At 62.3% G+C, this 14,088-nt stretch carries 12 protein-coding genes; 4 read left to right on the forward strand and 8 right to left on the reverse strand.

The genetic code is table 11. The features are described from left to right. Positions 1-2: 2 nt before the first annotated feature. From ACEN42_RS07415 to ACEN42_RS07450, 8 genes are all read right to left on the reverse strand, one after another. Entirely contained in the window at positions 3-254 is a 252-nt protein-coding gene (locus tag ACEN42_RS07415) for a PAAR domain-containing protein (RefSeq protein ID WP_371881027.1), read from the reverse strand. 217 nt (positions 255-471) lie between these two features. Continuing rightward, positions 472-2,571, reverse strand: a complete 2,100-nt coding sequence (locus ACEN42_RS07420; RefSeq protein WP_371881028.1) for a TonB-dependent receptor family protein — start codon at positions 2,569-2,571, stop codon at positions 472-474. Between the two features lie 191 nt (positions 2,572-2,762). Further along, positions 2,763-3,101 carry a DUF2946 domain-containing protein gene (locus tag ACEN42_RS07425; protein WP_371881029.1) on the reverse strand — a complete coding sequence of 113 codons (339 nt, stop codon included), beginning with the start codon at positions 3,099-3,101 and terminating at the stop codon, positions 2,763-2,765. A gap of 568 nt (positions 3,102-3,669) precedes the next feature. Next, a complete protein-coding gene (locus tag ACEN42_RS07430; protein ID WP_035507820.1) occupies positions 3,670-3,912 on the reverse strand; it encodes a DUF2795 domain-containing protein in 243 nt (80 codons plus the stop codon). Positions 3,913-3,950: 38 nt separating this feature from the next. Next, positions 3,951-4,217 (reverse strand): hypothetical protein, encoded by a 267-nt coding sequence (locus tag ACEN42_RS07435; RefSeq protein WP_035507822.1) that lies wholly within the window; start codon positions 4,215-4,217, stop codon positions 3,951-3,953. A gap of 228 nt (positions 4,218-4,445) precedes the next feature. Next, positions 4,446-6,182: a ClcB-like voltage-gated chloride channel protein gene (locus tag ACEN42_RS07440; protein WP_035507824.1), complete on the reverse strand. Its 1,737-nt coding sequence runs from the start codon at positions 6,180-6,182 to the stop codon at positions 4,446-4,448. A 146-nt stretch (positions 6,183-6,328) separates the two neighbouring features. Then, on the reverse strand, positions 6,329-7,132 hold the full coding sequence (locus ACEN42_RS07445) for an aldo/keto reductase (protein ID WP_371881030.1): 804 nt from the start codon (positions 7,130-7,132) through the stop codon (positions 6,329-6,331). 34 nt (positions 7,133-7,166) lie between these two features. Next, positions 7,167-7,901, reverse strand: coding sequence for a glutathione S-transferase (locus ACEN42_RS07450; protein WP_371881031.1), 735 nt, complete (start codon positions 7,899-7,901; stop codon positions 7,167-7,169). Between the two features lie 192 nt (positions 7,902-8,093). Here ACEN42_RS07450 and ACEN42_RS07455 point away from each other — a divergent pair, with 192 nt between their 5' ends. The 4 genes from ACEN42_RS07455 to ACEN42_RS07470 all read left to right on the forward strand — a co-directional run bounded on the left by ACEN42_RS07455 (position 8,094) and on the right by ACEN42_RS07470 (position 14,045). Continuing rightward, on the forward strand, positions 8,094-9,386 hold the full coding sequence (locus tag ACEN42_RS07455; protein WP_371881032.1) for a cystathionine gamma-synthase family protein: 1,293 nt from the start codon (positions 8,094-8,096) through the stop codon (positions 9,384-9,386). Between the two features lie 278 nt (positions 9,387-9,664). Further along, a complete protein-coding gene (locus ACEN42_RS07460) occupies positions 9,665-10,939 on the forward strand; it encodes a TolC family protein (RefSeq protein ID WP_374191185.1) in 1,275 nt (424 codons plus the stop codon). Then, positions 10,936-12,663, forward strand: a complete 1,728-nt coding sequence (locus ACEN42_RS07465) for a type I secretion system permease/ATPase (RefSeq protein WP_371881034.1) — start codon at positions 10,936-10,938, stop codon at positions 12,661-12,663. The genes ACEN42_RS07460 and ACEN42_RS07465 overlap by 4 nt, the downstream gene beginning before the upstream one ends. Continuing rightward, positions 12,660-14,045, forward strand: coding sequence for an HlyD family type I secretion periplasmic adaptor subunit (locus tag ACEN42_RS07470; RefSeq protein ID WP_371881035.1), 1,386 nt, complete (start codon positions 12,660-12,662; stop codon positions 14,043-14,045). The genes ACEN42_RS07465 and ACEN42_RS07470 overlap by 4 nt, the downstream gene beginning before the upstream one ends. Positions 14,046-14,088 lie beyond the last annotated feature (43 nt).

Raw genomic sequence — 14,088 nt, forward strand, 5'->3', positions numbered from 1 at the left:
GCTTACCCCCAAATCAACGTGGCGCCGCACGCAGTCGCGTCGCCGATGTACGCGACACGCCGCCCCTTATGGGTCATGCTGCCGGTGGCGATGATAGGGAAGGTTCCGTCGCACTTCGGGCACTCGGTCAGGTGCTGATCGAGTGCGACTGCGATACCCAGATGCTTGAATTCGAGCGTGGCCTCGATGACCGCGCCGCCGTGGTCGGTCTTGTCGCCCAGGCACGCGAGCGCTCGACCGTTTGCGTCTTTCACTGCTTGTTCTCTTTGAAGATGACCCGTAGGCGAGTCAGGTTTTTGTTGGTAGACGCACTGGCGGGGGACTTCTACACATAGTGAGGAGTGTGTAGTACCTGGCTAGTGTAGCCACCCGCGGCCGGGACGGTAGCTGGTCCAAGTAAGTCCATCAAATCGGAAACATCTGAAAATGATGGGTGATGGGATGGGCTTGGTAGTTTTTCGACAGTTCTATTTAAAACGCGTACCGCACGCCCGCGAATATGCTGCGGCCTTCGCCCGGATAGAAGATCGCGGTCGACGATGCCGTTTGCGCATTCGCAATGGTGCTGATGTCGCTCACGTAACGCTTGTTGGTCAGATTGCGCGCATCGAGAAAGATGGATAGCCCGTTGCGAAAATCCATCCCCGCCTGCACGCCCAGCAGCGTATAGCCCGGCACGCGCAGCGTGTTGGCGTCGTCGGCCCAGGCGCCCGCCGGCACCCAGTCGACCGATGCGGACACGTGAAATCCGTTGGGCCGCGAGTAGCCGAGCACCGCGCGAAGCACATTGACCGGCACGCCCGCGATGCGGTTGTTGCCGTACTGCGGATCGTCCTTGAAGCGGAAGTCGCTCAGGTTCCACAAGCCGGACAGCGTGAGCTTGTCGCCCGCGCCCGCGTGCGTGATGTCGCGCCACACATCGACCGACACGCCCGCCTCGATCCCCTGCAGCACTGTCTTGTTCGCATTGAACGTCGATGCCGGAATGTCGGGATTCGTCGTGTACTGAAGCAACTGGTCGCGCACGAGCGAGCGATACGCGGTGACATCCCAGCTCACGCGATCGCGCGTGCCGCGCGTGCCGAGTTCGAGCGTCCACGCGTGTTGCGACGTGAGCGGCGTGAAGCGCGTGGTGTTCGCGAAGGTCTGCGTGAGGTCGGTGAAATCCGGCACATCCTGGCTGCGCGTGATGTCGATATACGCCTGAATCTCGCGATTCGGTTGCCACATCACGCCGAGCTTCGGATTCACGCCGCTGAACGTTTCGCTCGCCGACTTGTAGGCCGGATCGGCCGCGAGCCCGCCGTGATCGACGTACTTGCGCACATCGCGCAACGCCTTGAAGCCGGCCATCAGCGCGACCGTCGGCAGGAAGAAGAGCCGGTCTTCGACATACGCCTCGTAGTTATAGGCGCTTTGTGTCGAGTCGAGCGTCTGGGCGCCTTCGTTGCCCGACACGTTCACATACTGCCGCGCCTGAGTGGTGCCCCCGAAGAAGCGCGCGCCCGCGATGACGTCGTTGCGCATTCCGCCGACGTTGAACGTCGCGGTATAGCGCGGCGCGAAGCCGTAGGTCCAACCGTCCTGATCGATCACCTGAAAGATCGGGTGATAGAGACTCTTGTGGATCGCCCACGTGACGAAGTCGAGCTGGCCGACATCGAGCTTGACCGTCGTCTTGTTGGCGATGCGCTCGGTGCGCGTGTCGCGCGCCTGATCGCCGGCTAGCGCGCTCGGGGATGCCTTCGTCGGGTTATTGAGTGCATCGGAGAGCGACAGCGTGCCGGGAAGCTGCTGGTCCACCACATACGCGCCGAGATAGAAGCGCGTCTCGACGGCGGGCGAGAATCGATAGCCGATATTCGCGTTGAACTGTTCGTACTGGCCGCGCTCGTGATCGCGATAGCCGTCCGCGTGGTTCACGGAGAACGTGCCGATGAAATCCAGCGGTCCCATCACGCGCGAGAACTGCGCGCTGCCTCTGACCGTGCCGAAGCTGCCGCCTTCGAGCCGCAGGATATTGGGTGCATCGGCGGTGTAGGCGGTGGGCGTCACGAAGTCGATCGCGCCGCCCATCATCGACGATCCATACGCGAGGCCGTTGCCGCCCTTGTAGACATCGACGGATTGCAGCGCGAGCGGATCGATCTGATAGTAGTCGCCGCTACCATCGGCGAGATTGGTCGGGATGCCGTCCTGGAGGATCTCCAGGCCGCGCGTATGGTAGCCGCGCGCGAGCCCCGAACCGCGAATGGACACGCGCAACTCCTGCCCGTAGCGGTTCTGCACGAAGACGCCGGGCACGTTCTTGAGGACGTCGCGCAGTGTGAAGGCATAGGTGTTCTGGTAGTCGGCGCTATCGACGAAGCCCACGGAGCCGACCGTCTGATCGAGCGTCCGCTTCTCGTCGGCGACGTTTTGCGATGTCAGCGAATGTTGCGCCTGTCCCTGCACAATCACGGCGGGAAGCGTCGTGGGCTCGCCGGTGTTCGTGGTCTGTGCGAATGCGCGTGTGGCGAACATCGCGGTCATGCCGGTCACGAAGATGCTTCGTCGGGCGGAACGCTTCATGATTGCGTCCCCGCGATGTCGTGCGATCGGGACGCGCCATCGACGCGCGGATGTACGGACGGCCTGACGCCGCCCCTCGCTGAAAGAGTGAGCATGGTTCTTCTTGAATTCGTGATGAAGGAGCGCGGCGCGATGTTATGGACGCGCGACGCCGTTCGATGCCGCGATGGCATCGATCCGTTTTGACGAAGTCAGATGAGAACCGGTGGAGCGCGTGGTTGCGCTGTCGTGAACGCGGGAGTGGGACGCCCGTCGCCAATCCGCGCGACGACGACTATGCGGCGCGCAGGAACGTCGAGCGTCGCGGATGCGCGTGCGCTCGAGATTGCCGGCGCATGCGCGAAGAAATGGCAGTAGCCGCAGGCCTGATCGTCGAGATGCGCGAGCGCGTCCGGATCGTGATGGCCGGCAGAAAGCTCGACCGTGGAAGCGGACGCATGCGCCGAACAGAGCTCGGCGCTCAGGTCGCCGGCATGCGCGTTGGCCGCGAGCAGTTGCGAGACCATCGGCGCGAACGTGATCAGCAGCATTGCAAGCAATGCCAGCAGTGAACCCGTTCGTTGATGGACGCGACCGCGCATGAGGGTGAAGGTTTGTTGAGATCCCGAGTGCGGGGATTATGCCATCGGGTTACTTTGTATTACAAAGCAAAACGGACAGAAATTCCTGGGATCAGACGGCGGGCATGTCGTCGCGGGTTGTCCCCACGAACTGGGGAGCACCCTGTTGAAAAGGCGCTCAAAAGTCTGCTAAATGACTGATGCCCAAGGAAAAGTCACCTGCGCCTCGTGGCGCATCAATGCGCGTCGGGCCTTGCATAACTTATCCCCAGCGCAAGGGGAAAGGGCTGTGGAAAACCGCTTGGCGACTCATCTAGTTTCTTGATTTCGCGCTGAAATCTCCGAGCGACGCGGATCGCGCCACTTTTTCGCGCTCGCGAGGCGCATCGGTCCGATGCCCGACTTATCCACATTTTCTGTGGATAGCAGTGTTGAAAAGGCGCGCGTATCGATGTTAAGTGTTTGATGAACCACGTTTTGTACGACCTGACCCAAGGCGCGCGCGATCGGCGCACATCATTCGCGCGCCGTGACGGGATCAGATGGAAATGCCCGGTCCGCCGTTGCTGCCCAGCAGTTGCTCGACGGAATTCGCGTCCGTGTAATCCTGCTCGGGCAGCCCGTCGAACACCGTGATGACGTCGTTGGATACGCCCGCTTCCCGCGCAGCATCGACGATCGCGTCCTTGTTGGCGGGATACTTCACGAGGCGCAGCACCTGGGCGATCTCGTCGTCGATCGGCTCGTCGTTCAAGGCGTGTTTTGCGTGCGTGTCGGTCATTCCGAGGTCCAGGGTCGAGTCGGTGGAGAGGAGGGCGCTCAGGTCTGCACCTGAATGGGCTGGCTCGCCATGCCGTGATTCGGCGTTCGGGACTTCGGCAGCGGCACGTGTCGCCAGCGCGCGTGGTCGAGGTCCTGCGACGAAATTTCGGGCGCGGGCGGCGCAACGGGCGCGGCGTTCATACGCAGCGCGGCGCGCGTCGCGGTGATAGTGGCGGTCGATTCGTCGGTCGAACTCGTATGCAGCGGCGCGGCATAGCACGAGACCGAAACCAGAGCCATCGACAACAACGTTGAGGTCTTCATCGGGCAACCCCTCCTCACGTAAGCAGCGAAAGGCACCAAGCAAAGCCTATGCCGATGGGCCTTTGCACGGCTCGCCGTGCACGCGGTCCGTTCGGACGATGCGCACACGGGCGCGACGAGTGGGCGTCGCGCGGACATACTTCGAGTGAATTGTGAAGTTGGTCCGACTCGCGCGAAACACGCGCGCCCGCGCCGTTGCGCGCCGCGAAATTGCACGGCTGCGCAGTTTCAGCGCGACGTCGGGTTCAAACGGAAGTATGCGTCCAGAAGGGAGGTTTTGTACACGACGCCGAGCAGCAGCGGCTGCGTCTTTTTTTCGATCACCGGAAGGCGCTCGCCCTGAAACGCGAGGAAGTGCTGCAGCGCTTCGCCGAGCGACATGTCGGGCGTGAGCACGTCGAATTGCGGCTGAAGATAGTCGGCGGCGGTCTTGGTTTTGGTGTCGTGCTCGTCGAGCAGATCGGAGGTGATGTCCTTCAGCGCGACCACGCCGCGAAAGCGCTCGGCTTCATCGACGACATACAGATATTTCACCGGATATTCGAGGAACACGCGCGTCATGTCCTTGATGTTCGCGGTGAGCGGCACGACGGTGTCCGCGGGCTTGACGAGCTCGCGCATCTGCGTCGCGGCGAGGCGCACGCGCTCTTTCTCCTCACGATTGCGGCGCAGCGTGACTTCGTACATCGACGTCTGCTCGGACGTGCGCGCGATGAAGTAGGCGATCACGCACGACACCATCAGCGGCAACATGACCTGATACGAGAGCGTCATCTCGAAGATCATCAGGATCGCCATCAGCGGCGCGTGCGTGGCGGCGGCGAGGAACGCGCCCATGCCGACCATCGCGTAGGCGAAGGGCGCGGAGGTCGAGTCCGGCCAGATCGTGTGCACGCCGATGCCGTACAGGCACCCGAGCACCGCGCCCACGAAAAGCGTCGGCGTGAAGATACCGCCGACCGCGCCCGAGCCGGCGGTGGCGGCCGTCGCGATGAGCTTGAAGACGAGCACGGTGAGCAGCGCGGTCCACGTCCACGGCTCGTGCAGGAGCGAGTTCACGACCTCGTAACCGTTGCCCCAGACTTCGGGCCACCAGATCGAAATCACGCCGACGATCAGGCCGCCGAGCGCGAGGCGCAGGGGCAACGGCAAGGGCAGCGTCGAGAAGCGCTTCCTCGACGCCGCGAGCAGTCTCAGGAAATGCGGCGCGAGCACGCCCGACAGCAGGCCGAGCACGACGAAGAGCAGCACTTCGACGCCCGTGACGGTCGGGAACACCGGCATCTCGTACGGCGGGCGATAACCCGCGAACTCGCGCATCGTGATATTGGCGACGACCGACGAGACGACGATCGGCCCGAAGCTTTCCATCGCCATCGAGCCGAGCACGAGTTCGGTGACGAAGAACGCGCCGGCGATGGGCGCGTTGTACGCCGACGTGATGCCGGCCGCCGCACCGCACGCGACGAGCAGACGCAGGCGCGGGGGATCGAAGTGGACCCAGCGCCCGATCAGCGACGACGAGAGCGCGGCGAGCTGCACCATCGAGCCTTCCCGGCCGATGGAACCGCCGCTCGAAATCGTGATGAGCGAGGACAGACTGCGCCAGAGACTCTGCCAGACGGGCACGACGCCATCGCCGATAGTCACGGCTTCCATGTAGTCCGTGCTCGCGTTCTTGCTGGCGTGCCTGCGCGCGATCAGCAGACAGACGCCCGCGATAAGCCCGCCCACGGCCGGCAGCAGGACGCGCACGGGCCAGGGCAGAACATGCGCGAGCGCGACGAGCCCTTCCGACGGATTGCCCAGAAGACGTTGCAGAACCTGAATGCCTTCACGAAAGACGGACGTCGCGAAGGCGCCCGCCACGCCGACGACGACCGCCCAGACGAGCATCGTATGCGAGTCCGACAGACGGAAGAGCCGTTGCGCGCGTGTCCGGAGCTTGAGCAGGAATGAGAGCACTTTTACGAAATCGTGGAAAGCTTAGAAGCAAACGGAATAAGGGACTCGCAAGGATAGCATCGCAGGGCGGCGCTGCGGGCACGCTTGCGACGAGTACAAAAAAAAGCCCGGCCTTTACAGCCGGGCTCCGTTCGATGCGCCGCGCGTCACCACTTCGGCGCGAACGGCGGATTCGCGTGGCGCTTGCCTTCGTCGAGCGCGTCGATCTTCGCGATGTCGTCGGCGTCGAGCTTGAGCTTCTGCGCGTCCCAGTTGACCTGCTGATGCGCCGGATTCGTCGATGCCGACAGCACCACGATGTCGCGCGACAGCAGCCACGCGAAGGTCACCTGCGCGGGCGTCGCGCCGTGCTTCTCCGCGATCGCCTTGAGCGTCGCGTCGGTATGCGCGCGGCCTTCGCCGAGCGGCATGTACGCGGTCACCTTCACGCCGAGCTGCTGCGTCGCATCGACGAGCTTGCGGTTCGCGAGAAACGGGCTCACTTCGAACTGGTTTGTGACGATCTCCTTGCCGCCCGGCGCCTTCAGCGCTTCTTCGAGCAACGGCGCGGTGAAATTCGACACGCCGTAATGACGGATCAGCCCGAGCTTCTGCGCTTCCTGCATCGCCGCGAGCGTTTCGGCGATCGGCACCGCGCCATCGGGCGACGGCCAGTGGACGAGCGCGAGATCGATCGTGCCGATATCGAGCTTCGCGTGACTGTCCTTCAGGCTCGCGACGAGCGCATCGCGCGAGAGCCGCTCCCACCAGACTTTCGTCGTGACCCAGATGTCGTCGCGCGGCACGCCGGAATCGCGCACGCCCTGGCCGACGGCGGCCTCGTTGTTGTAGAACTGCGCGGTGTCGATATGACGGTAACCGATCTGCAAGGCGCTCTTCACGGCGTTCGTGGTTTTCGCGGCATCGACGCGGAACGTGCCGAGACCGAAGGAAGGAATCGTTTCTACCATGCTGGCTCCTGGTTTGCGTTGAGATTCGAGCGGTTCAAGCGTCCTGATCGAGTTCTGGATAGTGCCTGAAAATGCCCGACTCGTTGAACGGGATGCGCCGTTCCGAATCGACATAGGCCGCGATGTTCGGCCTTTGCAGCACCGCGTCATGGATTGCCGCGACGCGCGGATACTGTGCGCCGAACTTCTTCATCGCGCGCGGAAAGGCGTAGTGCAGGCCGTCGACGATCTGGAAGATCGAAAGATCGACGTAAGTCGCCGCGTCGCCGATCATTTGCGTGTCGCCGTGCGGGTTCTGCTTCAGCACGCGCTCGAAATACCTCATGAACTTCGGCACGCGCTTGTCGAGAAAATTCTGTGTGCGGATCTTGGCCGCGTCCTTCTGATCCTCGTAGTAGAGATCGGTCGCGAGCGGATGATGCGTGTCGTGCACTTCCATGACGAAATCGGCGATCGTCAGTTGCAGGCCATGCGCGATGTAGCGCAGGCCTTCGTCCTTCGGCGCGAGTTTCAGCTTCGGTCCGAGATACAGCAGGATGTTCGCGACGTGCGGCACGATCAGCTCGCCGTCTTTCAGGAACGGCGGGGCGAAAGGGATGTGCGGCTCGGTCTTGCTGTTCAGGACTTTCATCATCGCGTCGGTGCCGTAGCCGCGCGTTTTCGATTCGCGGGCGACATCGATGTATTCGGCTCCGGCATCTTCCAGCGCGAGCCGGACAAACTCGCCGCGGCCCTGCAATCCGTCCCAGTAATGGAGTTCGTAAGCCATGAGAAAAGGCTCCTCGTCGAGGCGTGCCGCATCCGCGGCGACGGTTGAGTGTGCGCGTTTTCCGGCGTGCTGCGAAACGCGCGTACGAAATGGCGAGCGAGCAACACGCGTTCCTGTTTCGCGGCGACGCCATGAATCGGCGCGGATCGTGCCAAAATCGATGTTTTGGGTTTTCGACGCAGCGGAGAAGGGATGGACAAGCAAGGCTTCACCACAGGCATCGTCCACGGCGACAGAAACGTGGGCGTGGAACATGGCGGCGTGCATCAGGCGATCCACACATCGGTCCAGTACGGATTCGAGCGCGTGGAAGATCTGATCGGCGTCTTTCAGGGCACGAAAAAAGGCGGTTTCAATTACGCGCGCCAGGGCACGCCGACGACGGCCGCGCTCGAACGCAAGATCACGAACCTCGAAGAGGGCGTCGGGTCGATCTGCTTCAGCACGGGCATGGCGGCGCTGACGGCGGTGTTCCTCACGCTGTTGCGCGCGGGCGATCATGTCGTGTCGAGCCGCTACGTGTTCGGCAACACCAACAGCCTGCTCGGCACGCTGCGAACGCTCGGCATCGACGTGACGATGGTCGATTCGACATCGGCCGCGAACGTCGCGAGCGCGATCCAGCCGAATACGCGCATGGTGTTCGTCGAAACCATCGCGAATCCGGGCACGCAGATTCCCGACCTCGCGGGCATCGGCGAACTGTGCCGCGAGCGTGGTCTCGCATATGTCGTCGACAATACGATCACGTCGCCCGCGCTGTTCCGGCCGAAGGCGGTCGGTGCGAGTCTCGTCGTCAATTCGCTGACGAAGACCATCGCCGGACATGGCGCGGCGCTCGGTGGCGCGGTGACGGACACGGGTCTCTTCGACTGGAGCCAGTACCCGAATATCGCCGATGACTACCGCCGCTCGCCGTCGAAGGAGCAGGGGCTTCTGCAGATCCGCAAGAAGGGGCTGCGCGACATGGGCGCGTCGCTGTCGTCGGAGCAGGCGCATTCGATCGCGATGGGCGCGGAAACGCTCGCGCTGCGCGTTGCGAAGTGCAGCGAGAATGCGCTCGCGCTCGCGCAGTTTTTGGAGCAGCACGAGGCTATCGGGCGGGTGTTCTATCCGGGGCTGAAGAGTCATCCGCAATACGAGATCGCGCAGGCGCTGTTCAAGGGCGCGTCGTGGCTGCTGTCATTCGAGTTGCGCGATGCCGGCCGCATGATCGACGTCGTCAACGCGCTGCAATTGCCGATCAAGGCGACGGGTCTGGGCGACACACGCACGCTGATCATTCCCGTCGCGCCGACGATCTTCTACGAAGCCGGCCCGGACGTGCGCAAGTCGATGGGCATTTCGGACGGCATGCTGCGTTTGTCCGCGGGCATCGAGGATATCGACGATCTCATCGCCGATTTCGATCAGGCGCTGAGGCTCGCGGGTGTAATCGGAGCTGGGCGGCGCGATTCAAACCAAGCTTTCAAATCCACGCTATAGGTTTAAAGGCCGCATCAAAAATGCAACGAAGCTTGCTTATTCATTAACTATTTAATTCGGATTTGGATTAGGGCCACAACGCCGGTGGTGCGGCATAGTCGCGATGGTGAATGGGGAAACGTTTGAGACCCCGTTCACTATCGAGGCCAGCAAGAATGAGAAAAACAGCAGTTGCGCCGCTTTGCGGGAAGCGGCGGCGGGCGCTTTGCATCAAGCGCCTTATTGTCCTATCAGGACTCCAGACGATCCTTGTTGCAGCACCTTGTCCGGCCGAAAGCCTGCCTGAGCTTTTGCAGGAAGCTGCACAGCATGACGCCAAATTCGCAAGCGCCGACGCGCAGTTTCGCGCGGCCATACAAAAAGAGCCGGAAGCAAGAGCGGCGCTATTGCCTCATTTGGGGCTGAGTCAGTCCGTCTTCCGCAACGGCATCTTTGTTCCGGGCAAATCCCCCGAATCGTATTCGACGCTTGGCACGAGCCTGTCGCTCAATCAAGCTGTTTTCAAGTGGGATGACTGGCAGTCCTATCAGGAAGGCAAGCTCAGTGCGATATCCGCCGGCTTGGGACTTGCGGCGGCACGGCAGGATCTGCTTCTGCGCACCACGCAGGCCTATTTCGACGCGCTCGCCGCCCAGGATCAGCGTGTCCTTGCGCGCGAGCATGTCCGTACGCTCGACGAACAACTGGCCATCAGTCAGCGCGGATTCAACCTCGGCACTGCCACGATCGTGGACCTGAACGAAGCGCAGGCCGGTGCGGACGCGGCGCAATCCGATCTCGTGCATGCCAGTGCGGAGGTACTGAAGCGCTATGCGGCCATCGAGAAGATCGTGGCGCATCCGGTCACCGACGTCGATGCCTTCGCTCCAGACCTGAGCGCGCCCGTAATCGGCGCGGATGGCGCCGATCATTGGGCGGATACCGCGCAACGCGAGTCTTTCGACGTGAGGCAGCAGGAGATCGCGCTCGAAATCACAAAGCGCGAGGTGAGCAAGGTCAATGCGGGCTACCTCCCGAGCGTATCGATCGTCGGCAACATCAACCACGGAAATGCCGCTTTCATCAACGGCCAGACCAGCTTCTACACGGGCGCCAACCGGGCAAGCTCGGGCGAAATCGGCATTCAGATAAACATTCCCCTCTTCGACGGCTTACAGACGTCCAGCAAAAAAGCCGAGGCGCTGGCATTGCAGGACAAGGCACGGGGCGATCTCGAGGACGCTCGACGCTCGGCCGCTCTCGACGCGCGTGAGTCGTTCCTCGCGCTGCAAGAAAGCGTCGCGCAGATCGCCGCGTTGCGCACGGCCCAACTGTCGGCGGAAACATCGCTCAAATCGAATCAGAAGGGATTCAAGGCGGGCGTGCGCATCAACGCCGATGTGCTCGGCGCGGCGGAAAAGCTTTTCACGACGCGGCGTGATCTTGCGAAAGCCCGTTATGACGCCGTGATGCAGTTTCTGCGCTTGCGGGCAAGCGTTGCTCGACTGGACGAGACGACACTCGAAGACCTCGCGAATGCTTCGGTGAAACATTCGGAAGCGCAACAGAAATGAACGGATCCATTTTGCACGCGATCAGACGACATCTCATCGTCGCCGCGTCGTTCGGTGTCGCCAGCAATCTGCTTGTGCTCGCGCCTACGCTTTATATGCTGCAGGTCTACGATCGGGTGCTGCCTAGCCGGAGCATCGAAACACTCGTGATGCTGATCGTTTTCATGTGCATTGCATTGGGCATGATGCTGTGTGTCGATGTCGTGCGTGCGCGCATTCTGAGCCATCTCGCGCGCGAGATCGGCGATCGGCTCGATCGTCTCGCGCTGGCCGCGCGGGTCGAGATGCAGGCACGTCGTGCGTCCACACATGCGTTGGCCAACCCCTCCGATATCGCGGCGCTTCGTTCGTTTCTGTCGGGCGCCGGGGTCATCGCCCTGATGGATCTGCCCTGGCTCGTGTTCTATCTCTTCATCATGTTTCTGTTCCACTGGTCATTGGGATTGATTGCCATATCGAGCGCGGTGCTGCTGATCGGGCTTGCGCTCGTCAACGACCGGTTGACCGGGGCGAGCATTCGAAGCAACACGGCGCGTCAGCGGGAAACCGAGCAGCTCTACGCGCAGATCAACAGGAACGCCGAAATCGTGACGGTCCTCGGAATGAACACTGCGATGATCGACGCCTGGTCCGAGCGGCGACGCATCGATGTCGACGCTCAGACATCGGTAGCGGACACGTCGGCGCTCAATCGGAATATTGGCAAGATTGCACGGCAGGCGATTCAGGTGGCGATGATGGGAACCGGCGCGTGGCTCGTCATCAATCAATTCGCGACGGGCGGCGTCATGATGGCGACGACGTTGCTGCTCGGCAAAGCACTCGCACCGATCGATCAGATCATCGGAAGCTGGAAACAGCTGACCGAAGTGCGGCAAGCGTGGAGCCGGCTCAACGCGCTCTGTTGTCAGCCACCCGCGCCTCAGACGGTCGCTTTGCCACGTCCCGCCGGTCATCTGAGTAGCGATGTCATCGGCTTCAGCAGCAGGGAGATCGGCGATCCGCGCGGGCGCGCGCTGCTCGGGAATGTGCGCTTCACGCTCGGGGCCGGGCAATCGCTGGTGATTGTAGGTCCGAGCGCTTCCGGCAAGTCGACGCTGCTGCGCCTGCTTGCGGGCATCTGGAAGCCGCATGCCGGCGCGATTCGACTCGATGGCGCGAACATCGCCCAGTGGCCGCGAGAGTCGCTGGGTCGATTCCTTGGCTACGTGCCTCAGGACGTCGAGTTGTTTGGAGGAAGCGTAGCGGCCAATATCGCTCGTGATCCCGACGCGTCACGGCATGATTCGGCGGCCATCATTCTCGCGGCGAAACGAGCGGGCGTGCACGACATGATTCTCGCCTTGCCGGACGGGTATCAGACGCACATCGGTGATTCCGGACTGGCCTTGTCGGGCGGGCAGCGGCAGATGATCGCTTTCGCACGGGCGCTCTTCGGCGACCCGCGCCTCGTGCTTCTCGACGAGCCGAATTCGAACCTCGATGTCGAAGGCGAACGTCGGCTCAATATGGCGTTGCAGGCTCTGAAGCGCGACGGCGTGACGGTCGTGGTGGTGACGCATCGTCAAACCGTGCTTGCGCTTGCTGATCGCGTGATGGTGATGCGCGCGGGCGAGATCGATTGCTTTGGCACACGCGAACACGTGCAAGGATGGATGCAATCACGCATGAAGCCGGCCGCTGCACCTTCGCACGAGTCCCGGCAGGAGACGCCCGCGTCATGAGAACTCGTATTGTGATGAGCGTGTGTCGGGCGGTGTGTCGCCTCGCCCGGCGCAACGGGGTGTGTTCTGCTGTCCCGGCTCCAGGGCTCGCCCTGCCACGCCGGGTGATTGCATTCGGCGGCCTCTCGGTTTTCGTGGGCACGTGCGCGATGGGTGTCTGGGCAGCGGTTGCGCCGCTGTCCGGGGCTGTCGTGGCCGAAGGTATGGTCCGCGACGAAGGTGAGCGCAAGACCATTCAGCATCAGGAAGGCGGCATCGTCCGGGCGATCTTCGTGAAGGACGGCGACCGCGTCAAGGCTGGCCAGGCGCTCGTCATGCTCGATGACGTGCGCTCCAACGCCGAAATGACCGCCCTGCAAGCGCAACTGGACGATGAAGAAGCGAAGGCGGCGCGTCTGACTGCGGAGCGAGACATGCAAAGTTCGATCGCATTTCCGCAGCGCCTGCTCGCACGGCAGAGCGATCCTGCGCTCGCTGCGCAGTTGCAGCGCGAGCGCACGCTGTTCGATTCGGAACGTCGCGCTTTTGACGATCAACTCGTGCTGTTGCAACAACAACTCGCTCAGACACGTCAGGAAACGGAAGCGGAACGCGCACTCGTGGGCACCAGTGAGCAGAGCCTCGGCATCGCGAAGCAGGAGTTGCATGTCAACGAGCAGTTGCGAACTGAAGGCTATGTTACGGAAACCAAAATGATGGAGCTTCGTCGTGCTGCTGCCGACTATCAGTCACGCCAGCAATCCGATACAGCGGAGCTGATTCGATCGCGGCAGCGACAAACGGATCTCACGCTCAAGATCGCCTCATTGCGTAACGACTATGTTCGATCGGCCGATACTCAGCTCAAAGAATGCAAGGAAAAGACTGGACAGATCGAAGAGCAGTTGCGTCCCGCACGGGACATGGATGCACGAACGCGCATTGTCGCGCCGGTGGCCGGGGAAGTGGTCGGACTGAGAGTGCATACGATCGGGGAAGCGATCGGCCCACGTGATCCCATCCTCGACCTCGTGCCGTCTGGAACGCCGCTGATCGTGGAGGCGAAGATCAAGCCCGATTACGTTCGCGAGATCGCTATCGGCAGCGAGGCCGATGTGCGACTGACCGCGTACAACCCACGAACGTCGCCGGTTCTCGAGGGGAAGGTCGCCTATCTTTCGGCCGATTCGCTTGCGGATCGTGACAATCATCAGCAGTTCTACGTAGCCCGCGTGGAGATTTCGGCGCAGGCGCTGGCACGGGCGAATCGGTTGGCGAAGGAACCGGTGGTGCTGGGGCCCGGCTTACGGGCGGAGGTTTTCATCAGGACGCGCACGCGGAGTGCGTTTGATTATTTGCTGGAGCCTGTCAGGGATGGGATTCAGAGGTCGATGCGGGATTGAGTTGAGCTTGCTCGCGATCAAATTCAAAAAGGGAGGTGGATTT

Source organism: Caballeronia sp. S22 (genome assembly GCF_964261745.1).
GTDB classification, from domain to species: Bacteria; Pseudomonadota; Gammaproteobacteria; order Burkholderiales; family Burkholderiaceae; genus Caballeronia; species Caballeronia jiangsuensis.

What these genes read in the sequence shown, in the direction of transcription:
- ACEN42_RS07420 (WP_371881028.1), bottom strand. Translation starts at nt 2,571, where the DNA reads ATGAAGCGTTCCGCCCGACGAAGCATCTTCGTGACCGGCATGACCGCG.
- ACEN42_RS07425 (WP_371881029.1), bottom strand. Translation starts at nt 3,101, where the DNA reads ATGCTGCTGATCACGTTCGCGCCGATGGTCTCGCAACTGCTCGCGGCC.
- ACEN42_RS07430 (WP_035507820.1), bottom strand. Translation starts at nt 3,912, where the DNA reads ATGACCGACACGCACGCAAAACACGCCTTGAACGACGAGCCGATCGAC.
- ACEN42_RS07435 (WP_035507822.1), bottom strand. Translation starts at nt 4,217, where the DNA reads ATGAAGACCTCAACGTTGTTGTCGATGGCTCTGGTTTCGGTCTCGTGC.
- ACEN42_RS07445 (WP_371881030.1), bottom strand. Translation starts at nt 7,132, where the DNA reads ATGGTAGAAACGATTCCTTCCTTCGGTCTCGGCACGTTCCGCGTCGAT.
- ACEN42_RS07450 (WP_371881031.1), bottom strand. Translation starts at nt 7,901, where the DNA reads ATGGCTTACGAACTCCATTACTGGGACGGATTGCAGGGCCGCGGCGAG.
- ACEN42_RS07455 (WP_371881032.1), top strand. Translation starts at nt 8,094, where the DNA reads ATGGACAAGCAAGGCTTCACCACAGGCATCGTCCACGGCGACAGAAAC.
- ACEN42_RS07465 (WP_371881034.1), top strand. Translation starts at nt 10,936, where the DNA reads ATGAACGGATCCATTTTGCACGCGATCAGACGACATCTCATCGTCGCC.
- ACEN42_RS07470 (WP_371881035.1), top strand. Translation starts at nt 12,660, where the DNA reads ATGAGAACTCGTATTGTGATGAGCGTGTGTCGGGCGGTGTGTCGCCTC.